20 protein-coding genes and 1 tRNA gene are annotated in these 23564 nt (G+C 40.5%); 9 read left to right on the forward strand and 12 right to left on the reverse strand.

The annotated features are described in order from the left end of the window. Positions 1-124: 124 nt before the first annotated feature. From metK to serA, 5 genes are all read left to right on the forward strand, one after another. The gene (gene metK / locus AAGD16_RS11880; protein WP_010387726.1) at positions 125-1276 is read left to right on the forward strand and encodes a methionine adenosyltransferase; all 1152 of its coding nucleotides are present in this window, start codon (positions 125-127) and stop codon (positions 1274-1276) included. A 139-nt stretch (positions 1277-1415) separates the two neighbouring features. Further along, a complete protein-coding gene (locus AAGD16_RS11885) occupies positions 1416-1961 on the forward strand; it encodes a hypothetical protein (RefSeq protein WP_058155159.1) in 546 nt (181 codons plus the stop codon). Positions 1962-1979: 18 nt separating this feature from the next. Continuing rightward, positions 1980-2576, forward strand: a complete 597-nt coding sequence (locus AAGD16_RS11890) for a 5-formyltetrahydrofolate cyclo-ligase (RefSeq protein ID WP_377111959.1) — start codon at positions 1980-1982, stop codon at positions 2574-2576. A gap of 53 nt (positions 2577-2629) precedes the next feature. Continuing rightward, entirely contained in the window at positions 2630-3283 is a 654-nt protein-coding gene (gene rpiA, locus AAGD16_RS11895; RefSeq protein WP_013465690.1) for a ribose-5-phosphate isomerase RpiA, read from the forward strand. Between the two features lie 9 nt (positions 3284-3292). Next, positions 3293-4522, forward strand: a complete 1230-nt coding sequence (gene serA / locus AAGD16_RS11900) for a phosphoglycerate dehydrogenase (RefSeq protein WP_377111962.1) — start codon at positions 3293-3295, stop codon at positions 4520-4522. Between the two features lie 92 nt (positions 4523-4614). Here the strand turns inward: serA and AAGD16_RS11905 are convergent, their stop codons facing one another. Then, positions 4615-5547 carry a hypothetical protein gene (locus AAGD16_RS11905; RefSeq protein ID WP_028833920.1) on the reverse strand — a complete coding sequence of 311 codons (933 nt, stop codon included), beginning with the start codon at positions 5545-5547 and terminating at the stop codon, positions 4615-4617. Between the two features lie 85 nt (positions 5548-5632). Continuing rightward, the gene (radA, locus tag AAGD16_RS11910) at positions 5633-7018 is read right to left on the reverse strand and encodes a DNA repair protein RadA (protein ID WP_013465693.1); all 1386 of its coding nucleotides are present in this window, start codon (positions 7016-7018) and stop codon (positions 5633-5635) included. A gap of 354 nt (positions 7019-7372) precedes the next feature. Here radA and AAGD16_RS11915 point away from each other — a divergent pair, with 354 nt between their 5' ends. Further along, a complete protein-coding gene (locus AAGD16_RS11915; protein WP_377111966.1) occupies positions 7373-9853 on the forward strand; it encodes a PilZ domain-containing protein in 2481 nt (826 codons plus the stop codon). Here the strand turns inward: AAGD16_RS11915 and serB are convergent. Next, positions 9850-10875, reverse strand: coding sequence for a phosphoserine phosphatase SerB (gene serB, locus AAGD16_RS11920; RefSeq protein ID WP_377111969.1), 1026 nt, complete (start codon positions 10873-10875; stop codon positions 9850-9852). The genes AAGD16_RS11915 and serB overlap by 4 nt on opposite strands. 142 nt (positions 10876-11017) lie before the next feature. On the opposite strand from serB, the gene AAGD16_RS11925 reads away from it, so the two are divergent. After that, positions 11018-11638 carry an AhpA/YtjB family protein gene (locus AAGD16_RS11925; RefSeq protein WP_248474068.1) on the forward strand — a complete coding sequence of 207 codons (621 nt, stop codon included), beginning with the start codon at positions 11018-11020 and terminating at the stop codon, positions 11636-11638. On the opposite strand, the gene AAGD16_RS11930 is transcribed toward AAGD16_RS11925, so the two are convergent. From AAGD16_RS11930 to prfC, 4 genes are all read right to left on the reverse strand, one after another. Then, positions 11605-12372: a TatD family hydrolase gene (locus AAGD16_RS11930; RefSeq protein ID WP_377111972.1), complete on the reverse strand. Its 768-nt coding sequence runs from the start codon at positions 12370-12372 to the stop codon at positions 11605-11607. The genes AAGD16_RS11925 and AAGD16_RS11930 overlap by 34 nt on opposite strands. A 12-nt stretch (positions 12373-12384) precedes the next feature. Beyond that, the gene (gene pdxH / locus AAGD16_RS11935; protein ID WP_024602100.1) at positions 12385-13023 is read right to left on the reverse strand and encodes a pyridoxamine 5'-phosphate oxidase; all 639 of its coding nucleotides are present in this window, start codon (positions 13021-13023) and stop codon (positions 12385-12387) included. Positions 13024-13789: 766 nt separating this feature from the next. Then, on the reverse strand, positions 13790-15532 hold the full coding sequence (gene argS / locus AAGD16_RS11940) for an arginine--tRNA ligase (RefSeq protein ID WP_368485016.1): 1743 nt from the start codon (positions 15530-15532) through the stop codon (positions 13790-13792). 62 nt (positions 15533-15594) lie between these two features. Further along, positions 15595-17184, reverse strand: coding sequence for a peptide chain release factor 3 (gene prfC / locus AAGD16_RS11945; RefSeq protein WP_290191587.1), 1590 nt, complete (start codon positions 17182-17184; stop codon positions 15595-15597). Positions 17185-17531: 347 nt separating this feature from the next. On the opposite strand from prfC, the gene AAGD16_RS11950 reads away from it, so the two are divergent. Further along, entirely contained in the window at positions 17532-20189 is a 2658-nt protein-coding gene (locus AAGD16_RS11950) for an ATP-binding protein (protein WP_138765044.1), read from the forward strand. Positions 20190-20192: 3 nt separating this feature from the next. On the opposite strand, the gene rimI is transcribed toward AAGD16_RS11950, so the two are convergent. From rimI to AAGD16_RS11970, 4 genes are all read right to left on the reverse strand, one after another. Further along, positions 20193-20657, reverse strand: coding sequence for a ribosomal protein S18-alanine N-acetyltransferase (gene rimI / locus AAGD16_RS11955; protein ID WP_010387705.1), 465 nt, complete (start codon positions 20655-20657; stop codon positions 20193-20195). Beyond that, a complete protein-coding gene (locus AAGD16_RS11960) occupies positions 20644-20928 on the reverse strand; it encodes a hypothetical protein (RefSeq protein WP_128583358.1) in 285 nt (94 codons plus the stop codon). Before AAGD16_RS11960 ends, rimI begins: the two co-directional genes overlap by 14 nt. Before the next feature lie 64 nt (positions 20929-20992). Continuing rightward, positions 20993-21069 (reverse strand) — tRNA-Trp (locus AAGD16_RS11965). 186 nt (positions 21070-21255) lie between these two features. Then, a complete protein-coding gene (locus tag AAGD16_RS11970; RefSeq protein WP_138765042.1) occupies positions 21256-22158 on the reverse strand; it encodes a LysR family transcriptional regulator in 903 nt (300 codons plus the stop codon). A 102-nt stretch (positions 22159-22260) separates the two neighbouring features. Here AAGD16_RS11970 and AAGD16_RS11975 point away from each other — a divergent pair, with 102 nt between their 5' ends. Next, entirely contained in the window at positions 22261-23388 is a 1128-nt protein-coding gene (locus AAGD16_RS11975; RefSeq protein WP_377111979.1) for an FAD-dependent oxidoreductase, read from the forward strand. Here AAGD16_RS11975 and AAGD16_RS11980 read toward each other — a convergent pair. After that, complete coding sequence (locus AAGD16_RS11980) at positions 23376-23522, reverse strand: hypothetical protein (protein ID WP_167380512.1); 147 nt, start codon at positions 23520-23522, stop codon at positions 23376-23378. The genes AAGD16_RS11975 and AAGD16_RS11980 overlap by 13 nt on opposite strands. Between the last annotated feature and the right edge of the window lie 42 nt (positions 23523-23564).

Below are 23564 nucleotides of genomic sequence, written 5' to 3' on the forward strand. Positions count from 1 at the left end.
TTATTTAGACGTCTAGGCGTAAAAAAACTATGCAAGTTCATTTGTTTTAGATAAAATACGCGCCTTAATTTTTTAGCGCTAATACCGACGTTTGTGAAGCGCAATATTTGTGAGCATAATTACAATGGCAAAACATTTATTTACTTCTGAATCTGTTTCTGAAGGTCATCCGGATAAAATCGCCGATCAAATTTCTGATGCGGTACTTGATGCTATCCTAGAGCAAGACTCTCATGCCCGTGTAGCGTGTGAAACTTACGTTAAAACCGGTATGGTTATGGTTGGTGGTGAAATCACGACTAGCGCATGGGTTGATATCGAAGAAATTACACGTAAAACAGTACGTGAAATTGGTTACACACATTCAGACATGGGCTTTGATGCCGATTCGTGTGCAATTTTAAACACGATTGGTAAACAGTCTCCTGACATTAACCAAGGTGTTGACCGTACAAGCCCTGAAGAGCAAGGCGCTGGCGACCAAGGCCTAATGTTTGGTTACGCATGTAACGAAACTGAAGTATTAATGCCCGCTCCAATTACTTATTCTCACCGTTTAGTACAACGCCAAGCACAAGTACGTAAAAGCGGCGAGCTTAACTGGTTGCGTCCTGATGCAAAATCACAGGTTACGTTTGCATACGAAAATGGCAAGCCAGTAGGCATTGATGCCGTTGTACTTTCTACTCAGCACAGCGAAGATGTATCGCAAAGTGATTTAGTAGAAGCGGTAATGGAAACGATTATTAAGCCAGTACTTCCTGCTGAGCTGATTACTAGTGCCACTAAATTCTTTATTAACCCAACTGGTCGTTTTGTAATTGGTGGACCAATGGGTGACTGTGGTTTAACTGGTCGTAAAATCATTGTAGATACTTACGGTGGCATGGCTCGTCACGGTGGTGGTGCTTTCTCTGGTAAAGATCCATCAAAAGTTGACCGCTCAGCGGCTTATGCTGCACGTTATGTTGCTAAAAACATTGTTGCTGCTGGCCTTGCTGACAAGTGTGAACTTCAGGTGTCTTATGCTATTGGTGTTGCAGAGCCAACATCTATCAGTGTTGAAACATTTGGCACAGGTAAATTAGAAGAAGCGCGTTTAATCGAACTTATTCGTGAACACTTTGACTTACGCCCTTACGGCCTAATTCAAATGCTTGATCTTGAGCGCCCTATTTATCTACCAACAGCGGCTTACGGCCACTTTGGCCGTGATGAATTCCCATGGGAACGCACAGATAAAGCAGACGCACTTCGCGCAGCAGCTGGCCTGTAAGCCACCTAGCTAATATTAAAACGGCCCTTTTTAGGGCCGTTTTGCTATGTGTATTAAGTTAGTCATAAAACAGTCTCGAACTGTTTAACATTTTAGGTATATACTCTGCTTATACAATAAAGCGTGTTAGGGATAAAAAATGGCCGACAATTTTCGTGTTATATTTGTAGGACTTGCAGAAGGCGCAGACAGCCAAGCAGTGACCAATGCACTGACAGAAAAACTAAAAACCTCACCTGAAAAGGTGGCGGCATTTTTTAATGGCAAGCCGCTGTTTGCTCCTAGCAACAAAGAAAAAGCCCTTAAGCAAGCTAAGTTACTTTCAACGCTGGGGATCAAAAGCAAACTTCAGCAAACAGCCCCTACACAAGCTACTTCTCAAAAAGCGCACGACAGCCAGCGAGATCAGCGCTTATTTGATGCCCTAGATTACATTACTAGTAGCTTAATTCGTCTTGAAGAGAAACTTGAGGATCTTGAGCAACGTCTCCCCGAGGTTGAGTTATCACTGCCTGATGAAAATGACGAACCATGGGAAGATGACGATTTAATGCTAGATGAGCCACTCTCTACAACACCCAAAAAACGCAGTAACCTTGTTTTATATTCACTGATTGCCACAGTTGTAATATTACTTATTGTGCTTGCTGTGTATTTAATGTTCCCGAACTTATTCTCTTTTTAATTATGGTTTAGTTATTTAATGAGCAATAATCGCGCACAAATAAGACTCGATATTCGTAAAGCACGGAATAATCTATCAAAAAACCAGCAAGAAATAGCGGCCCACTCGCTTAAAGTGAATTTTATTCAATATATAAAAAGCCAAAAAACAGCTAAAAAAAAACATATCGCCATTTATTTAAGCAATGATGGAGAGCTAGATACATCATTGTTAATTAAAGAATTATGGCTCAAAAAACAGCATGTTTACTTACCTATAATTCACCCTTTCAACGGGGCTAATTTACTATTTCAACGATATGAAAAAAACTCACCCATGAGGGCAAACCGCTATGGTATCTTGGAGCCTAAGCTGAACTGCTCTCAAATATGCCCATTGCCAGCGCTTGATTATCTACTTATGCCACTTGTTGCATTTGATAAATTTGGTAATCGCCTTGGAATGGGGGGTGGGTTTTACGATAGAACCTTGGCACGTTTATACGAAGAAAACTGGCAGCAACCACAACTTATTGGCCTAGCACACGAATGCCAACAAGTGGATAAGCTCCCAATTGAATCGTGGGATGTGCCTCTTAAAACTATTATTACACCCAATAAAACCTACTGTTGGTAACAATTAATCTTGTAAACTAACAGTCTATTTTTGACATAAATGAGCACATAGCAATGACACAAGATGAATTAAAAAAAGCAGCTGCATGGGCTGCACTGGAGTTTGTAAAAGAAAACACCATAGTGGGTGTTGGTACAGGCTCAACCGTTAATCATTTTATTGATGCTTTAGGCACAGTAAAAGACACCATTGTTGGTGCAGTATCTAGTTCAGAAGCGTCTACAGCACGTTTAAAAGAACTTGGTATAGAAGTATTTGAGCTAAATGATGTTGATGCTCTGGATGTATACGTTGATGGCGCAGATGAAATTAACGCTCTAAACGAAATGATTAAAGGCGGTGGTGCAGCGCTCACCCGTGAAAAAATAGTCGCGGCAGTGGCTAAACAGTTTGTGTGTATTGTTGATGACACCAAACTAGTCGATACCTTAGGGGATTTCCCGCTGCCAGTTGAAGTTATTCCGATGGCGCGCAGCTATGTTGCCCGCGAATTATTAAAACTTGGCGGTGATCCTGTGTATCGCCAAGGTGTTGTAACCGATAACGGCAACGTTATTTTAGATGTACATAATTTAAAAATTACCCATGCTAAACAGCTTGAAACACAAATAAATCAAATTGTTGGCGTAGTCACCAACGGCCTATTTGCAGAGCGCGGTGCTGATAAAGTGATTATCGGCACAAAAAATGGGCCACAAATTAAATAGGATATGGTTATGAGTAAGGTATCGTTAGCAAAAGACAAAATTAAAATTCTCTTGCTTGAAGGTGTTCATCAAAGCGCTGTTGAAACGCTAAAACGTAACGGTTATAGCAATATCGACTACGTTAAAACATCGCTACCTGAGGACGAGCTTATTGAGCGCATTAAAGATGTGCACTTTGTGGGGCTGCGTTCTCGTACTCATATTAATGAATCGGTATTAAATGCAGCTGAAAAACTGGTTGCTATCGGTTGTTTTTGTATTGGTACCAACCAAGTAGATTTAAACGCAGCACGTGAACGCGGTATTGCAGTATTTAATGCCCCGTTTTCAAATACTCGCTCTGTAGCTGAGCTTGTACTAGGTGAAATACTGCTTTTATTACGTGGTATTCCACAGCGAAATGCCGCTGCGCACCGTGGTGGCTGGTTAAAAACAGCCAATGGCTCTTTTGAAGCGCGCGGTAAAACCTTAGGTATTATTGGCTACGGTCACATTGGTACTCAGTTGGGCATTATGGCTGAAAATATTGGTATGAACGTGGAGTATTACGACATTGAAGACAAACTGTCTTTAGGTAATGCGACACAAGTACATAACTTAACGCAGCTATTGCAACGCGCTGATATTATTAGCTTGCACGTACCTGAAACACCGCAAACTAAAAACCTGATTGGCACGGCTGAATTGGCGGTAATGAAGCAAGGCTCTATTTTAATTAACGCTTCACGTGGTACTGTCGTTGATATTGACGCCCTAGCAGAAGCGCTAACAGAGGAAAAACTCAGCGGCGCAGCAATTGACGTATTCCCAGTTGAACCTAAATCTAACGATGAAGAATTTATCTCGCCACTGCGTGAATTCGACAACGTTATTTTAACGCCGCATATAGGTGGTTCTACTCAAGAAGCACAAGAAAACATTGGTATTGAAGTAGCGGGTAAACTCGCTAAGTACTCAGATAACGGCTCAACTATTACCGCAGTTAACTTCCCTGAAGTATCATTGCCAGAGCTTGCTAATCGCAGCCGCTTGTTACACGTGCATCACAACCGCCCAGGCGTGCTAACGCAAATTAACCAAGCGTTTGCTCAGCACGGTATTAACATTGCCGCACAGTACTTACAAACCGATGAAGCAATTGGTTACGTGGTTATTGATGTAGACACCGATCACTCAGAAGTCGCACTTAAAGAACTTAGTGCAGTTGAAGGCACAATTAGAGCGCGTATTCTTCACTAACTATCAGCTAAAATAATAAAAGCCGTACTTGAATAATCAAGTACGGCTTTTTTATTTTAAATTGAATCCTGACGGCTTATAACTTACCGCTGTTATTTGCCTTTAACTTCTAAATTTATAAACTTAACCAGCTCTTCGGGTTGTCCTGCTAACATCATTAGTTGCTGATTCACTTCCATCATAGTTTTACCTTCAGGCAATTTTGCTGACACACTAAACGAATTTAGTCCTTTAGCAAAATCAGTTAATGCCTTGGCTATTTCTTCAGTCACAGGTGCTTGTTGAAGCTGTTGATCAAGCATTGTTTGCATTTGCTCTAACGTCATACCTTGCTTTGCCAACTCGCTTTCTAATAAGCCTTTAAGATCACCTTGGTTATTAACAACTAAGCTAACATTACGTGGCTCTAGCTTACTCATTGCTTGCATAATCATCGTTTGCTGCTGCAGCTCTTGCTCATAAGTAAGTGGCGTAGTGCCTGCAGCTTGTTGAGCCTTACTGATTTCAAGTGAAGCGTCCATAAGCGCTTTAGAATTAGCCAGCCCCATGTCCATATCAATACTAGCAATATCATTAGCTTGCAGCTTAACAACAATATCACTGTTACCTGATTGCTCATCGTAATCTAATGAAGAGTGTAAATCATAACTGGCTGAGGCAAGTTGTGTATTTGTATCTGCAGGCAGTGTATCGACAAAGCTTTTATCAAATTGAAAGTTTTTTAACGTAAAAGCAGTATGTGGCGATATTTTATCGGTTTCGTAGCCTGTCACTTCAACATGCTCAACCGTGGCAATTTTATCGCCCTCAGGGCTAGTCACTTCAATATTACTAATGGCAACACTGTTTGAAATAACACTCGCCGATAGCTCTGCGTAGTTAAAACTAGCACCTGTTTGTTCGCTGACCAAGGCCAACTGTTTATCAACCTCAGCACGTACCTCTTGTGTTGCAACATAGTTTGCATAGCTTACGCCACCCACACCTGCAGCAATAATCGCGGCTGCAATCACTAATTTTTTCATGTCATTTCCTTATTAAACTCTTTATATAAGTGGCTTTAAGCAAGACTAACATTGAGAACATGCATCGTTAAGCACTTTTTGTTTGCTAGTTAATTAAACTCAGTAGCTCGTGCACTGTTTTAACTGGCGTTATTTTAGCACCCAGCCCTTCCATCGATTTATGGTAGTTACGAAATGGGATAAATATTTCAGTAAACCCATGTTGCGCCGCTTCTTTAACACGGGGTACACCACTGTCGATTGGACGCACATCTCCGTTTAAACTTAGCTCCCCCATAATACAGGTGGTTCGAGGTACAACAAACTCGTTCAAGCTACTTAAAAGTGCAGTAACAAGCGCTAAATCAATACAGGTTTCTGATTCATCAATTTTTAGACCACCCACAATATTAAAAAACGTATCGTGAAATATTTTAGTTTTAGTGTGTTTACGTAAAATACCAGTGAGCATTTTAATCCGGTTCATATTTAAACCAACACATACTCGCTGTGGAAATTCTGCTTCTGTTTCAGTGGTTAAACATTGAATTTCGAGTAGTAAATTACGATTACCTTTACGAATACAGGTAATCGTCGACCCCGGTGATTCAGTGGTTGAACCGGATAAGAAAATTTCGCTGGGGTTATCCACACTGAGCATACCGCGTTCACACATTTTAAAAATGCCCACAGTATCTATATCACCAAAGCGATTTTTATTAGCACGCAGCGTACGCACTTGACCATCGTTGGTATCAATATGTAACAGTGCATCAACAATATGCACTAATGTTTGCGGGCCAGCTATTTCATTATTTTTATTTACGTGAGCAATAATGAACATAGTGACATCGTTTTGCTTACAATATTGGGTTAGCGCTTGAGCGGCACTTTTTACTTGCGAGGGTGAGCCAGGGCTACCATTAGCGGTGTCGGTGACCACGGCTTGAATAGAGTCGATAACGGCAAACTTAATTTTGTTTTTATCCAGCTCTTCAATAATGGTTTCAACACTGGTTTCAGAAAGTAAATAGAGCTCATCTTCGTTATAGTTAAGTTTTAAACGGTTTACTCGGTTTTTAAACTGCGACAAAGACTCCTCAGCAGTACAATAAAGCGATGGCATGCGCTGAGACATTCTTGCCACTAAATCCGATAGTAGTGTGGTTTTACCCGCCCCCGGATCGCCAGAAATAATATTAACCGAGCCGGTGGTTACACCGCCGCTTAGTACACGGTCAAGCTCGCCAATTTCAGTAAGCTGTTTTTCTGCCTCTGAGGTTGCTACCTCATTAATTTTTTTAGAGCCACCGCCAATACCACCGGCGTAGCCACCGACACTTGCACGAGCTGCTACTTTTTTGCTTTGCCCTGCAGAAGGTTTAAACTCTGCTAATGTGTTCCACGCACCGCAGCGACACTGACCTTGCCAGCGTTGATAGTTCATGCCACATTCTGTACAAACAAACTCTACTTTTGCCGCTTTAGCCATTTAAAACCTTACCTACTATTCTTTATTTTGAAATATTGACTGTTAAGCGCTTATTTTGCCATTGCTGGCTTTACCTTAGCAACAACGCCTTGTGGAATAGCGCATTTAGTATCACACTCACACTATACTGATGTAGTTTCATTTAACCTGCTTTAGGGCATGCTTCTTGCTTTAAAAAGCTAATAAAAACATGCCAATTAATTGGCTCATAACGAATAACAATAAACACAAAGTATAGTTACGCATAATATCGTGGTCGCATTTAACTACTTTTCGATATTAGATTTATTTAATTCTCTAATAAATGATTGCAACAGTATACCTACTTTTAAATTAGACGGTGATGATTTATAAATGGCTGAAGACGTATTGCTCAAGCATGAAGCGCTTGTAAATGAATTAAAACAGTATTTGGGAAATGCTAAGTTTGATCTCATTTTCAAGTCAAAAACCGCCGAGTTAAGCAAACCCGAGCAGTTTTTAATAAAAATGGAAATGTCGCGTTTATCTCAGCCGATAGACCGCTTTATTGATCTGCGTGGCTCAGTAACCGGCCAAGTAAAACCATATGAGCATAACGGTAAACAACACTTTATGGATGACACCGCCATTGAAGTATTCGAAGCATCAATAAAACAACATAAAGGCTACACCCTTGCCGTGTACGAAGCGGTGATGAATACCGAAAATAATTATCGTGTATTACAGCAAAAATCAACGACCACCCCAGCTAAAATAATTGAACCATTATCCGAACTACCCACCGATGTAATTAAGTTTGCGGCTTATGAAAGTCGTAGCGAAGAGCGAATGAATTACTCAATTAAAATTACTATTGAGTACGATGAGCAAACAAAAATTGAAGCAAGTACTTCTGATATTTCACTCAGTGGCTGTAAAATTAAGTTGGCATCCCGCTATAACTTAAAAAAAGGTCAGCTTATTGTTATGCACTTAGTTGGCCTTGAACAAGATTTTGAGCTTGGGTTAAAAAATGGGATTGAATACGAAGTGGTTGCGATAGAAAACACCTCGGATGAATTTAATCATATTCGCTTAAAACGCACATTTAAAGAAAACAACACCGCGTTTGACCATTTTTTAGAAAGCTTTATTCACGGCAATAAACGCCGCTACAAAGTGAACTTAGATAACACCCTCGATGCAGTTATTTCTAAAGGATACGAGCAATATTACATTCCTAGGGTCAATTCGCTATACGTTTTTATAAGTCAAAAAAACGGTGTTTATTATCCAAGCTTAAGTTTAACTACAGAAAACAGCCTGTTTATTCAGCGTTACTTTACCGATGAGCGCAAAGTATCTTGCCTATACAGTGTGTTAAACCATAAGCGTATTCGTAACTTGGCACTAAAACCTGTTGCTGTAAAAGAGGAATATTTATATACCTTTACCCATGTCTCTGCAGGAAAAATTTACTACTATTCAGCCACTCGTTCAGAGCTTGAGCAACATGCACAATTAAAAGCGTTATTTTTTGGTTTTGGTAGCCGAAGAGACAGTTGGCGCTGCTTTAAATTACAATTGATGCCAAGCCATACTGAAGATGCTTATATTCCTTTATCTTTACCTAACTCTTTGGGTAAGGATATTGAGAAACTTAATAAACCGCCTTCACCACGTGTTGAAGGCGCCATAAAAGACGTAAAATATTTAATGCTACTTACTCAAGTAGGTAATAAGCATGAACAACAGCATTATCAACAGTATGAATTTGATAAAGCCTTGGCCAATAAATTGAAATTGTTTGGCCACAGTAAGCATGCATCACCGCCGGAGCTAAATACCGTGCCGTTAGAGTACGTGAACCTTCGTTCTAATAAGCGTTACCTTTATAAAACCAGCGTCGTTATTAACACCCGTGACTCAGTACTGCATGGCCATACTCGGGACTTTTCAGTCTTTGGTTTACAGCTAGAGTGTAATCAAGAAGTAAACTTTAAAAAAGGCGATATCGTGTCGCTGTCATTCCCCGATTTACAAAAAATCACCAAAAGTTATTCATTAAGTCTTATTCAATATGAAGTAATGGCGGTGAGTAAATCGTTAACCACGATTAATTTAAAAGCACATGTAGAGAAAAAGTCGCCTCATACTGGGGTCGATTTTTTTACTCTTTTAATTAACAGCAATAAACAAAAATTAAAAATAGCAGAAGAGTCACCTAAAGTACCTGGGCTTTCTACAGCACTTAGAAATATGGTAACCAAAACACTTTGCCAGTTCCCAATATACTTACATAAATCAATGGCTCACTTTGAAATTGGCGCCATGGGATTTGGTTTATATCCAAGCCCTCTGCATGTTATTTTACAAAATTTTTCACTGCTAAATACTAAAACAGACTTATCAAATATTATTACTAAAGCGCACATTGCTGATGTGATCACCCCGAATATTAAAGAGCGATCTCGCCAAGACTCGCCATTAGAATTTAGTTTGGTGATTAACTTCGATCCTAAAAAAGAAAATATAGCCGATGCAATTACCAGTCAGTGTATTTTAGGCACCGACTGCAGCGAGTTTAAACAGCAAATAAGTAAAGGGCTGAAGTCTGAGCTGGTTTTTATAATGCGTTTATATATTTCACGTACTGGTCGACTCGATACTGACTACTTAGCAAATGAGCTAAAATACGTTAGCCAATACGCAATTCACAAGGCTAAAGACTTAGAGGATGCCTTGTGGTCAGTATCGGGAGTTGGCGATATTATTGATGTAAGTGACGAAGCCCTTGTACATTTATCGCTCAACCAACAACAGGTTGAGCAAATGTCTAGGCGAAAACTAATTTGGTTAAACCGTTTACGTTAACCCTGTGATGGATTTAGCGGAACCGCCAACATATACAGCAATTGTAATAACGAGCCTTGGCAAATAGCCGCTTGGGCTTGTTCAACTACTTTAGGTTTGCCATGCACAGCAACGCCTAATCCTGCTTGAGCCATCATTTTTAAATCATTTGCGCCATCACCAATGGCAACTGTTTGCGTTTTTTCAAGGCCTAGTTTTTGTTGGAGCGATTCTAAAATAACCGCTTTTTGCTCAGCATCAACAATGCCTCCTAACACCTTACCTGTTAGTTTATCGTCTTTAAATTCCAATACATTGGCATGCACTTCATCTAAATTAATTAACTCTTGTACACGCTCTGCAAACGGCACAAACCCGCCTGATGCAATGGCTAAATACCATTGGTGGTGCTTTAAAATTTGGCACAACGCTTTAATACCCGGCATTAAAGGCAGTGTACTTTTAAGCTCATCAATTAAACTCTTTTCAATGCCTTCAAGCTTAGCAACACGTTGGTATAAGCTTTCACTAAAATCAAGCTTACCTGCCATTGCCTGCGCGGTCACGCTGGCAACCTCGTCATATACATTAGCCAAACGTGCAATTTCATCAATACACTCAATAGTAATGGCTGTTGAATCCATATCCATTACCAATAACCCCGGTTTTTGTAAGTCAGGAGGAGTGGTAACTTGCACTAACTGGCATGCCAAGGTATTTGCAAAAGTTTGAAGTTCTAGAGGATTTATTGCGCGCTCTGCATTTTCTATGTAAAAGCACAATGCCGGAGATAACCCTAAATCTGGCTGATATTGACACATTGCTGTCACATTTTGCTGGTGAGCCGCAAAAAACTCAATCATGCTATTGATATGCGCCATACTAAAATCGCCTGCAAATGCGATACTAAAAAGCCCTCGCTCTCTGCTTGGAATTGTATTTAAAGGTGCAAATACGCCCTTTTGATAACTGAACCATTTATTTAGGGTAAGTTGTGATAATGGTTGCTCAGCGCTGTGCTGTGCCATGTTCGCGTTCGACATGGGATCTCCGTTTATATTTCCTGACATTTAGCGCATTGATGATAAGGATATAAGATACAAAATTCGCCATCAGGGTGGATTTAAGGTTATAGTGTAGTTGTAACATCAAATCAAAATGCTGTCAGCAGCATATACGGTGACTATGAAAAATAACCATCTTAAAAATCCACTTACAGCCTCGCAAAAAAAGCGTTTAGTCCGTTTGCTATTGGCCGCTGGCTGCTTTGTATTATTAAGCTGGGTGGGTATAAATAGTAGCTTTCAAAGTCATCAACTGCTTTACGATAATGCCAATAGCGCAGCTAAATCTCTCACTCAGTTTATGGCACTGAATGCTAAAAATCCGCTGATAGAAAAAAACAAGCCGCAACTGACCACCTTATGCAACAATATCAGTAAAGATGAATTTGTACTCTCGGCCACTATTTATGACAAACAAGGTGTGGTACTTGCGAGCAGCGATAATTGGCAATCGCATCATGTGTATGGCTTATTACCTGACTCATCACCGGGTATTAGTAAGTTAAAAACGCCTTTTGTTGAGCAAGTTATTTCAGACGACAACCGCCCGATTGGCTTTGTATCTATTACCTATTTAACCCGTGCTGCGGTATCGGCTAGCCATAATCATTTTCATGATTTAGGTCGCCAAGTGCTACTTATGTTAGTGATTGCCTGTATTTTTACTTGGCAATTAGGCCGAGGATTAAAGCGCTGGCAAGTAAATCGTTATATACAAAAAACGTCTGAGCATGAATCATAAAGCTGCTCAGCTAATTGAAATTTATCGCTATTTGGTTTTAAACCATAAAGCGCATCAAATACGTTAGGAATATGCAGTGGGGTATTTACCTCCCCTTGATAGCCACTTAGCGGCATTGAAGGTGAGTCTGTCTCAAGCACTAACTGCTGCGGCTCAAGCTTTGCTATAACTGCACGTGTTTTAGCTGCACGCTCGTAAGTTATAACCCCACCGACTCCAAGTTTAAAACCCTGCTTTATATAATAGTGCGCTTGTTGAATTGAGCCTGAAAAAGCATGGATCACACCGCCGTTTTTTGGCCTACAACGCTTAAACGACTGCGCAATTAAATCATGGCTTTGCCTGTGATGAACAATTAGCGGTAAATCAAGCTCATTAGCAAGCGCTATTTGCTGCTCAAACAAAAAGGTTTGTTTTTCAAGATTGGAAATACTGCGATCGAGCCCGCACTCACCAATAGCCACTAGCTGTGTTTTATTTGCTTTAGCAAAATTAAATAATGACTCTAAATGTGATTGTTGGTGTTGCTCTAAAAAATAAGGATGCAGCCCTGCCGCTATGCTGACTTGTGGGTAGGTTGCTTTAAACTCTAGTAGGTTTTGAGATTGCGCCAAGCTAATACCTGGCACAATAAATTGGCTAACGCCCTTTGCTACACAGGCATTAATAAGTGATTCGCGGTTTGAATCAAACTCACTAAAATCAAGATGGCAATGCGAGTCTATAAACTTCAAAAAACTAGCCCACTACGGATTTAAGCGCGTTATTTGCCAGCTATTATCGGCCTGACGCTGATACATAAAGCGATCATGCAGACGATGAGCTCCGCCTTGCCAAAACTCGATTTTTTGCGGCACAACACAATATCCACCCCAAAAATCAGGGAGTGGTATTTCACCTTTGGCAAACTTGTTTTTCATATTGGCAAAGGTTTCCATTAACACTTTGCGCGACGACACCGGGCGGCTTTGTTGCGACGCCCAAGCGGCTAATTGACTTTCTTTTGGACGTGATAAAAAGTACTTAGCCACGGCAGACGTTGGAAGCGGCTGCGCCTCACCATATACAATTACTTGGCGCTCCATGTGGTGCCATGGAAAGTGCAAGGAAATTTTATTATTGCCTTTAAGCTCTTGTGCTTTACGTGAACCGGTATTAGTAAAAAACACAAAACCGTTATCATCTAAATGCTTTAGCAGCACAATACGCTGTGAAGGCTGACCGGTGTCATCAACCGTAGCGACCACCATTGCTGTAGGGTCGGGCAAGTTACTGGCAACAGCGTGCTCAAGCCAGGTTTCAAACTGCTTAAACGGATCATCAAGCAAGTTGTCTTCACTGAGCGCATCTTGCAGGTATTCACGACGAATATCTTCGAGTTTCATATCAAATCCTTCTAAAGAGCTATCAGCTATCAGCTATCAGCTATCAGCTATCAGCTATCAGCTATCAGCTATCAGCTATCAGCTATCAGCTATCAGCTATCAGCTATCAGCTATCAGCTATCAGCTATCAGCTATCAGCTATCAGCTATCAGCTATCAGCTATCAGCTATCAGCTATCAGCTATCAGCTATCAGCTATCAGCTATCAGCTATCAGCTATCAGCTACAAAATTGGTGAACATACCGAACAGTGTCAATATAAATCTAACACCTAAACCTAAAATTATCTGTAAGTCTAGGAGTGCTAGCAAGGCGGTAAAACTATTTATGCATAGGAGCATACGGTTTGTATGTGACTTAGGCTAAATAGTTTTACCAACGCAGCTAAAGCGAACTACACGCAGCAGATGTTCACCTAAGTAGTTTAGTCTAAGATAAGGCGGACACTCCGACTTATCCCTATGAGCATACGTAGTTGTATGTGATTAGGGCCAACTATTTAGTGCCAAGCTTCGCATCTGCAAGTGTAGAAGTGCTGACAAGGCGAAGTGCTTTTTTATGCCAAGGAGCATACGTTTTTGTATATGACTTAGGCTAAAAAAGCACGACAACGCAGTCAAAGCGAACTACACGCAGCAGACGTTCACCTAAGTAGTTTAGTCTAAGATAAGGCGGACACTCGACTTATCCCTATGAGCATACGTAGTTGTATGTGATTAGGGTCAGTCGAGTGGACAACGCAGTATTAGATTAAAATACGACGGTGATTACATTTGCTCCATGACTTCAATGCCTAACAGATCCAAGCCCGTTTTCAGCGTATCTGCCACTAAATTACACAACACTAAACGGCTATCACGAACACTTGGCTCTACGCCCTCTTTAAGTACTGGGCAAGCTTCATAGAATGTCATGTATAAACTAGCTAGTTCGTATAAATAACCACATAATACGTGCGGTGTGGCTTCATTGATCATCAGATCAAGAACTTCTTCTAACTGTAATAATTTAAGCGCGAGGGTTTTCTCTTGCGGCTCAATAATACTTACATCGGCTTTTAAGCTTGCAGCATCAACGCCAGACTTACGGAAAATACTGCGAACACGCGTATAAGCATATTGTAAGTAAGGGGCTGTTGCGCCTTCAAAGCTTAGCATGCTGTCCCAGTTGAAGATGTAATCGCTGGTACGATGCTTAGAAAGGTCAGCATATTTAACTGCGCCAATACCCACTTTACGTGCAATTTCACTACGGTCTTCGTCAGATAAATCTGATTCACGCTCAGCCAATTTAGCTGCTGCGCGAGTAATTGACTCTTCAAGCAAATCAGCTAATTTAACCGTACCGCCTGTACGGGTTTTAAATGGTTTGCCATCAGCGCCCATCATGGTGCCAAATGGGCAAAACTCGTAACTAGTTTCATCGCGTAACAAACCGGCTTTACGCGCAGTTAGCTCCACTTGATTAAAGTGAAGACTCTGGCGCGCATCAACAAAGATTAAAATACGCTCAGCGCCTAGCTTGTTTGAACGGTAATCACACGCCGCTAAATCAGTGGTTGCATATAAGAAGCCGCCACCTGATTTTTGCACGATAAACGCTGAAGGTTCACCGTCTTTATTTGCCAGCTCATCTAAAAATACCACTTGTGCGCCTTGCGACTCTACTGCAATATTTTTATCTTTTAATAAGCTTATAATATCGTTAAGTTCACTGTTGTATGCACTTTCAGCCATAATGTCGGCAGGTGTCAGTGTTACATTTAAACGCTTGTATACTTCTTCAGAATGCTTAACTGAAGTGGCAATAAATAGTTTCCACAGTTTTTCACAGTGTGCGTCGCCACCTTGCAGTTTAACTACGTAGTTACGCGCTTTATCGGCAAAGCCTTCTTCGTCGTCAAAACGCTTTTTCGCATCGCGGTAAAAGGTTTCTAAATCAGCAAGCGCAACAGTATCTAAATCAACACCTTGGTTAATTTGATCTTCTAAATGCGCAATTAACATACCAAACTGTGTGCCCCAATCACCCATGTGATTTTGACGAACAACGGTATCGCCTCTAAATTCAAGCGCACGTACTACGGCATCACCAATAATAGTTGAGCGTAAGTGACCTACGTGCATTTCTTTTGCAAGGTTAGGCGATGAGTAATCAACCACTACTTTTTGTGGTTTGGTGTGCTCATTTACGGCAAGTTTTGCGTGATTATTAGCAGCTTGTACGCTTTGAGCTAAAAACTCCGGCTTTAAGTGAATATTAATAAAACCAGGGCCAGCAATTTCCGTTTTTTCGGCAATGTCGCTTACATCTAACTGATCAATAATTTTTTGCGCCAATTCACGCGGGTTACTTTTCATTTTTTTAGCTGCGCCCATCGCGCCATTAATTTGGTAATCACCAAACTGTGGGCGAGTGCTTTGGGTAACCGCTGGGTTAGTATCTTCTGGTAGGCCTGCGGCGGTCATAGCGGCAATGGCTTTTTCTACTAAAATAGTACGAATATTCATAATATTATTTACCTTTATAAGCCCGCCAAAGCAGGCTTTGTGTTAATTCTAGAGGCTAAGTGCTAGTTTTCACGCGTGTGATTAAATGTCACTTCAGGGTAACGCTCTGTCGACAAGTTAAGATTTACACGACTCGGCGCGATGTAAGTTAAATTATCGCCACCATCAAGTGCTAAGTTGCTTTCGCACTTACGTTTAAATTCTTCAAACTTTTTAACATCATCACAGCTAACCCAACGGGCTGTATTTACATTCACGCTTTCGTAAATTGCATCAACGTTATATTCAGCTTTTAAACGCGCTACCACCACGTCAAACTGCAACACACCTACCGCACCTACAATTAAGTCATTATTAATTAATGGTCTGAATACTTGTACTGCGCCCTCTTCTGAAAGCTGTACCAGTCCTTTTAATAGCTGTTTTTGTTTTAATGGATCGCGCAGACGAATACGGCGGAATAATTCAGGGGCGAAGTTTGGAATACCGCTGAACTTAATTTTTTCGCCTTGGGTAAAGGTATCACCAATTTGAATCGTACCGTGGTTATGTAAACCAATAATATCACCAGCGTAAGCATCAGCTGCACGCTCACGATCGCCCGCCATAAAGGTTACCGCATCAGAAATACTCACTTGTTTACCTATACGCACATGATTCATTTTCATGCCTTGGCTGTATTTACCCGACACAATACGCATAAAGGCAATACGGTCACGGTGTTTTGGATCCATGTTGGCCTGAATTTTAAATACAAACCCAGTGAAGTTATCTTCTGTGGCTACAACTTGGCGGTCTTCTGTTTCACGAGGTAAAGGCGTTGGCGCCCATTCAGTCAGTCCATCTAGAACATGATCTACACCAAAGTTACCAAGTGCAGTACCAAAGTACACAGGCGATAACTCACCCGCTAAGAACAGATCTAAATCAAACTCGTGTGATGCACCAATAACCAGCTCTAACTCGTCACGTAACTGGGCTGCAAGTTCATCACCAATCGCTTGGTCAAGCTCTGGGTTATCAAGTCCTTTAATGCTACGCACTTCTTGAATAGTATGGCCTTGGCCTGTTTTGTATAAAATAGTTTCTTCGTTATGGATATGGTAAACACCTTTAAATTCTTTACCACAGCCAATTGGCCACGTAATAGGTGCACAGGCAATATTTAGCTCTGTTTCTACTTCGTCGAGTAGTTCCATTGGGTCGCGAATATCACGGTCACATTTATTCATAAAGGTAACAATCGGCGTGGTGCGCAGACGTGTTACTTCCATTAACTTACGGGTACGTTCTTCTACACCTTTGGCGGCATCTATCACCATTAAACACGAATCTACCGCGGTTAATGTACGGTAAGTATCTTCAGAGAAGTCTTCGTGTCCTGGAGTATCAAGTAAATTAACTAACGCATTGTTATATGGAAATTGCATTACTGAGGTAGTCACAGAAATACCACGCTCTTTTTCCATTTCCATCCAATCAGACTTAGCATGCTGATTAGAGCCACGCCCTTTTACTGTTCCGGCTTTTTGAATTGCTTGTCCGAATAACAATACTTTTTCTGTGATAGTGGTTTTACCCGCATCCGGATGCGAGATGATCGCAAAGGTACGGCGTTTATTAATTTCGCTAAGGAGATTTTGGTCTGCCATTAAAAAGGTTCTTTTAGTTGATATACGGATGTATTTGTATTTTAGTATGCTGAGCTTTCAAGGCTAAAAACAAGCAAACCTAGAAAGCTCAACATACCCCAACAAGAACCCAAATTAGCTCTTGTGTCGCTATCCGTTAAGTTAATCGTAATTGAAGACTATTTTCGCTGATCTTGGCTTTATAAACAATCAATGGTTGGTTATTAACGGATCTTTTTTAAGTTTGGTGTTTTCAGCGATTATTAACAATAACGCTATAAATTGCCCACTAACTTAACACCAAGCTTGAGTAATGGTTCTGTAAATCATATTATTGTTCGATTACATGGAGGATTTGATGTTGGGTAATGAAAACCAGTAAGCTAAGTATTCGATTATTATGGTATATAACTCCACTGGTTATACTGCCGTTGTTATTTTTAGGAGGGTTTACGCTCACTAATGTAACTAACTCTACGCAAAAACAAGCTGACTTGATCATGAGTCGCTTTGTAGAGCAACAACAGCAAAAAGTATTCAACTATATAGACTCTTTTCATGCAACGGCTAAGTTACTCTCTGCCTCACCGGTACTAAGTGACTTTTTAGCTAAAGATTTATTTGAAGACGCCAGCTATACCTATCGCCTTGGGGCGTTAATGGATGTATTTGCCAGTTACAGTGAAGCCTACCCTGATATTATTAGTATTAATTTAGTCTCAAAAACCGGTGAAAGTGATGCCTATTACTCCAGTAATTTAACTGTCGCGCCAAAGTCTTATCCGTTTTTTGACCAAGTCATACAAAGCAATTTAAGCCAGCAGCAGTTTATGGTGCAAAAAGAAGACGGCACCACCAACTTATATTTTGTGCAACGCATATACAGCGTTGACTACTATTTAAAACGCCCACAACAACTTGGTTTTATTGTCCTTAAGGTCGAACCTTCGATTTTAAACACCAGTATTTTAGAAGCCCCTTATAACAACACCTTAAATTTACTGCTCGCCAATGATGGTAAAATTTTATTTAGCTCTGATTACAAAATGCGTGGCCACTATGTTAGTGAGTATGAACTTAATAAAATTAATGACCTAGCTGATATTGGCAGCTTATCAACCATTGAGCTTTCGAGCGTTGATAAAATAGAACGATTGATTTTCGCAGCCCAAATGAGTGGCGGCTACTATTATGTGTCGACCATTCCTAAAGCGGTACTGTATCAATCAGGTAAAGCAATTAGTGTCATCACTGGGCTAATTGTAATTATTTCTGTGATCACCCTACCGATCTTAATTTTTATTGTGGTGCGCAATTTACTGCTTAACCCAATTGAATTACTAGGTGAAGCAAGTCATCGCGTTGGTGATGGCGACCTCTCAGTCACACTGCCTGCTTATACTACCGATGAGGTAGGCATACTGTTTAACGACTTTAATCACATGATTAATCAAATTAAGCACTATCAAGAGCAGCTAGAAGAATATAAGCATCACTTAGAAGACAAAGTAGAGAGCCGTACTAAGGCACTTGAATCAATGAATAGTAAGCTTGAAACAGCCATCGCTCAAGCAGAGCAAGCAAACCAGCTTAAGAGTCGTTTTTTAGCCAATATGAGCCATGAAATTCGCACTCCACTCACTGCCATTATGGGTTTTACCGAGCAACTACTGCATAGCGATAAGAAAACAAACGATAAACATCATTTAGGCACTATTCTTCGTAATTCAAAACATTTATTAGAGCTTATTAATAACATCCTCGATTTATCAAAAATTGAAGCCGAAAAACTCGCTGTTGAGCAAACACCATTAAATGTTGTGCAGCTTATTCATGATGTTGAATCAATCATTAAACCTTTAGCACAAGAGAAACAGCTTTCATTTACAATTAATTATTCGCTACCATTACCACATACCATAAATAGTGACGTTACTCGTTTAAAACAAATACTGATTAATATTGCCAGTAATGCAGTTAAATTTACTGAGCAAGGTCAGGTTACAATAACCGCTAAATACCAAGCACCAAAAATTCTTACATTTATAGTTGAAGACACCGGTATAGGCATGTCGGCAAACCAAATAAGTCGATTATTTACGCCATTTGAACAAGCTGATGCCACAACCACACGCCGATTTGGTGGTACAGGATTAGGGCTATGTATTTCAAAAAATTTGGCTCAGCTGCTCGGTGGCGATGTAAGCGTAACCAGTGAAGTGGGTGTGGGTAGTTGTTTTACTATCGATATAGATTGCCATTTAGGTAATGGGCTTAGTAGTAACCTGTTTTTGACTGAACACTCTCAGCTATCACCCGAAAAAGACCCGCAACTTTCTTTTGCAACCAATAACTTTGATGCGCATATTTTAGTGGCAGAAGATAACCCCGATAATCAGTTGCTGATAAAATTACTCCTTCAAACATGGGGGTTAGAGCCTGATATAGCCAATAATGGCGCACAAGCAGTAGAAATGGCACTAGTGAACGACTACCAGCTTATAATCATGGATATGCAAATGCCGGTTATGGGCGGCTTAGAAGCAACTAAAATGCTCAGAGATGCCGCCTACGATGGTCCAATTATCGCCCTGACCGCAAATGTCATGAACCATGATATAGATACTTACCTTGAAGCAGGCTGTAACAAAGCACTTGGTAAACCCATTGATAAAGACGCACTAGAAAATGTATTAGTCAGCTATTTACACCTTGAACGCGATAATCAAAATAAGTGGGATAGCTTATTAAAAAGTGAGAAATTTCAGCAAATAAATGCTAATTATTTGGCAAGTTTACCTGATTACTTAAAGCAGATAAAAACCCTTTATAACAACCAAGATTGCGAAACACTGCGCGCACTTGCCCACAGTATTAAGGGCAGTGCCGGTTGTTTTAACTTTGATGATATTTACCATAGCGCATCAGCGCTTGAGCAAAGTTTAAAAGGCAACGATATGACTCAAAGAGAAAAACGCGTTGTAGAACTCATTACAGCAATAGAACAAGCCATCGCTAATAAATAATCATTAAAAATTTAAACCCAGTGCCATGCCCATTAAAATCGCATCTTCAAAGCCATTTTTATTTGGCGCATCGCTGGGGTAATAATTTTTACGTACTGACATTTCAATAAAGCCCGCACGCTCATACAAAGCAATCGCCCGCGTATTAGACTCTCTCACTTCTAAAAATAAGTTTTCGGCACTGTGTTGCTCGCCGTACGCTATAAACTGCGTTAATAACTGCTTAGCAAATCCTTGTCCCTGAAAGCTCGGGGCGACACAAATATCCATTAAGGTAAAATCGGGCCCTGCTTTTTCACCAATGTAAAAGCCTATCATTTGCTCGTCTTTGAACGCAGCTAAATTAAAATAGCGCCCCTGCAAACAAGACTGCATTGTTTTTAACGTCCAAGGGTGTGTATGACAGGCATTTTCAATGGCCATCAGCTCATTGATATTCTCATCGGTAACCGACTTAAAGTGTATCAAGGTGTTCACTCATTAAAGCCCATAACGCACGTTTTTGCGCACAGGTTAGGTTAGAATCAGGCAGGCCTAATTGTTGCTCACTAAACTCAATGGTTGATGATTTAACAATTGAGTTTATTGTTACAGGCGCAAAGGCACGCTCAATATCATCTTTTAATGTATCACAGAGAATTAACGGTGAAGTCGCTGACAACTCAGCTTGAGCTGGGCGAAAGTGTTGATTAAGTTCAAGCTTTTCTATACCAAAAACAGATGCGTAACGTGAATGCATAACAACTCGATGGATTAGTAAGATGAATAATATAGGAAGTAATCAAAACGATGTAAAGAAGAAATGGCAGGGGCGGAGAGATTCGAACTCCCAACCGTCGGTTTTGGAGACCGCTGTTCTACCAATTGGAACTACGCCCCTGCAATGACGATGAATTATATAGAGCTTTTTATAAAGGTAAAGTAAAAAAACACAGTTTGCAGTTCAATTGCTTTCAAAATAAACAAAACGGCGAATTAGCAAGCTAACAAAGCTCTTTTTTAAACATACCCAAGCTATCTGCAAAAAGTAAAAGGGCCAAACACAGTTATAATAATTTAAAGCGCTTCATTCGCTCGAAAGATAATGTTGCTGAATAACAAGTTGAAGGTACTCAAGGAATGCTTTTACTTTTTTGAACGGATATCTACGTCCAGAATAAAAAGCATACAAAACCAAATCTTCAGGCTCATCAGCTAAGGAATCTATTTTTGTTAACTGCCCTTCTTCTAGCTCTTGTCTGCACGCTTCAAAAGGAAGTATCGCAAAACCTAGCCCTTTTAGTGCAGCGGATTTTGCCATATGCCCACTATTAACTTTGTAACGGGATGCAACATTAACTGTGCCTGCTCGTTTGAATTTCCATGGCATTCCTTGTAAGACTGATAAGCTTGTAATACAGGGAAGCTTACCAAGTTCAGTCGTTGAATTTGGTTTAGGATGTTTATCTAGTAAAAAAGGAGAAGCTACGACACAACTTGGCCAACGAACCAGCTCTTTTGCAACCCATCCAGAATCCTCCACAGGGCCTCGTCCAAAACGTATCACTACATCAAACCCTTCTAATAGCCCTTCTTCGGGATTAAGCTGAGTATCACAACTTAACTGAATGTTAGGGTGTTTATAACAAAACTCAGCCATAGCCTCTGCCAAAAACGGTAAATCAGGTGTAATGACTTTTAAATGCCCTGAAACTAAATCACTATTTTGATAGGTTTCTTGTAAAACATCCCCCATCGCAACAAGCAGCGGAGTTAAGTTTTGGTAAAGAAGTTCTCCCGCTTCTGTCGCGACCATTTTTCGTGTTGTACGTTCCAATAGCCTTACATTCAACGCTTGTTCTAAAAGTGCAACATGACGGCTCACATTTGATTTGGGAATTTGGCACAGCTCAGCGGCCCGCTTAAAACTTAATTGTTCAAATACTTTCTGGAAGCTAAGAAGCCACTGTAATTCAATATTATTTAGCAAAACTATCTCATAAAATGGGATTTACAAACCAAAATTACCATATTTATCCTGTTTATTGGACCAGTGATAATCACTTTTTTCTTAAAAACTGGGAGGATTTAAATGAGTTCAATTAAACATATAGCCATTATAGGTGCAGGTATTGCTGGCCTTGCGTTAGCGATATTTGCAAGAAAACAAGGTATCAAGGTTACCTTATTCGAAAGAAACACCAGCTTTTCTACAATCGGTGCTGGCGTTACGTTATGGCCTAATGCGACCTTTGTGCTTGAGCAGCTAGGTCTAATAGATGATTTCACCCAGTGTGGGGGTCAGCCAGTTGCTATGCAACAGTACGACAAACAAGCCACTCAATTGGGTGAGTTTAATATTCAAACACTAAACTCTCTGTGCGGCTTTCCAACTATTAGCATATTACGTCGTGACTTAATAAAGATACTCGCCGAGCGACTAGAGAAACTGGGTGCCACTATTCACTACAACCAAGCCGTCAATACTCAGGACATTGCGCAATTAAAAGATAAGTTTGACCTTGTAGTAGGCTGCGATGGACGAATGCAGTCGAAAGCTCGAGAGTATCTGTATAAAGTGCCTATGCCAACTAAATACCAAGGCTTCATTAATGTAATAGGCATCAGTGAAATTGACCTAACTCCTTTTGAGCAGACAATTCATGACTTTAGAGATAATAATGAACGCTTTGGTATAGTACCTGTAGCAAACCAACATTGTTACTGGGCTGCTGCATGGCCTAGTGAACTTGATAAAACGAAATCAATGGAGCAGTGGTTTGAAAAAATGCATGAGCGTTTTCAGGATTGGCCTAAAAAAGTTCAACAGGTACTTAATAGCTATAATCCACGCAGTTTAAAACGCATATTTGTACATGATATCGACCCACTTCCCTGTTGGCACAATGAGAATCTCATTATTATCGGAGATGCTGCACATGCTTCCTTACCCACATCGGGGCAAGGTGCTAGCCAAGCGCTTGAAGATGCTTGGCACCTAGCTCAATTATTTAAGACAAAATGTAGCCTCAATGTTATTTTGAAGAGGTTTTATGAAACTCGTATTCATAAAACCTCCAGCGCCCAAAACATGGGTAGACTAGTAGCCCAGCATATCTTTAAACAATCATCTAACTCGGCCACAGATGCACCAAGTATATCCGCAGAAGAGCTCAGTCAACTCTATATGCAAGGACTAAACTTAACTCATACCAAATGATAACCGTCTAAATAACAAAAACCCGCTTCAAAAAAGCGGGCTTTGGTCCAAGTAGAAAATTCTGTCATATCACGACGAAGTTCTTGTTTCTCTTTAATACTAAGCCTCCGCGGATCAGAAGTGCTTCTATCCACCTTGTGTCGCCAACTTGTCGCTGTACATTTTAGATAGCGCAT

The organism is Pseudoalteromonas sp. M58 (genome assembly GCF_042604605.1).
In the GTDB taxonomy this organism is placed as follows: Bacteria; Pseudomonadota; Gammaproteobacteria; order Enterobacterales; family Alteromonadaceae; genus Pseudoalteromonas; species Pseudoalteromonas tetraodonis.

Coding starts and splice junctions, on each gene's coding strand:
- serA (WP_377111962.1), top strand. CDS start 3,293: ATGAGTAAGGTATCGTTAGCAAAAGACAAAATTAAAATTCTCTTGCTT.
- argS (WP_368485016.1), bottom strand. CDS start 15,532: ATGAATATTCGTACTATTTTAGTAGAAAAAGCCATTGCCGCTATGACC.
- radA (WP_013465693.1), bottom strand. CDS start 7,018: ATGGCTAAAGCGGCAAAAGTAGAGTTTGTTTGTACAGAATGTGGCATG.
- AAGD16_RS11960 (WP_128583358.1), bottom strand. CDS start 20,928: ATGCATTCACGTTACGCATCTGTTTTTGGTATAGAAAAGCTTGAACTT.
- prfC (WP_290191587.1), bottom strand. CDS start 17,184: ATGGCAGACCAAAATCTCCTTAGCGAAATTAATAAACGCCGTACCTTT.
- AAGD16_RS11975 (WP_377111979.1), top strand. CDS start 22,261: ATGAGTTCAATTAAACATATAGCCATTATAGGTGCAGGTATTGCTGGC.
- AAGD16_RS11915 (WP_377111966.1), top strand. CDS start 7,373: ATGGCTGAAGACGTATTGCTCAAGCATGAAGCGCTTGTAAATGAATTA.
- AAGD16_RS11905 (WP_028833920.1), bottom strand. CDS start 5,547: ATGAAAAAATTAGTGATTGCAGCCGCGATTATTGCTGCAGGTGTGGGT.
- AAGD16_RS11885 (WP_058155159.1), top strand. CDS start 1,416: ATGGCCGACAATTTTCGTGTTATATTTGTAGGACTTGCAGAAGGCGCA.
- AAGD16_RS11950 (WP_138765044.1), top strand. CDS start 17,532: ATGAAAACCAGTAAGCTAAGTATTCGATTATTATGGTATATAACTCCA.
- pdxH (WP_024602100.1), bottom strand. CDS start 13,023: ATGAAACTCGAAGATATTCGTCGTGAATACCTGCAAGATGCGCTCAGT.
- rpiA (WP_013465690.1), top strand. CDS start 2,630: ATGACACAAGATGAATTAAAAAAAGCAGCTGCATGGGCTGCACTGGAG.
- serB (WP_377111969.1), bottom strand. CDS start 10,875: ATGTCGAACGCGAACATGGCACAGCACAGCGCTGAGCAACCATTATCA.
- metK (WP_010387726.1), top strand. CDS start 125: ATGGCAAAACATTTATTTACTTCTGAATCTGTTTCTGAAGGTCATCCG.
- AAGD16_RS11925 (WP_248474068.1), top strand. CDS start 11,018: ATGAAAAATAACCATCTTAAAAATCCACTTACAGCCTCGCAAAAAAAG.
- AAGD16_RS11890 (WP_377111959.1), top strand. CDS start 1,980: ATGAGCAATAATCGCGCACAAATAAGACTCGATATTCGTAAAGCACGG.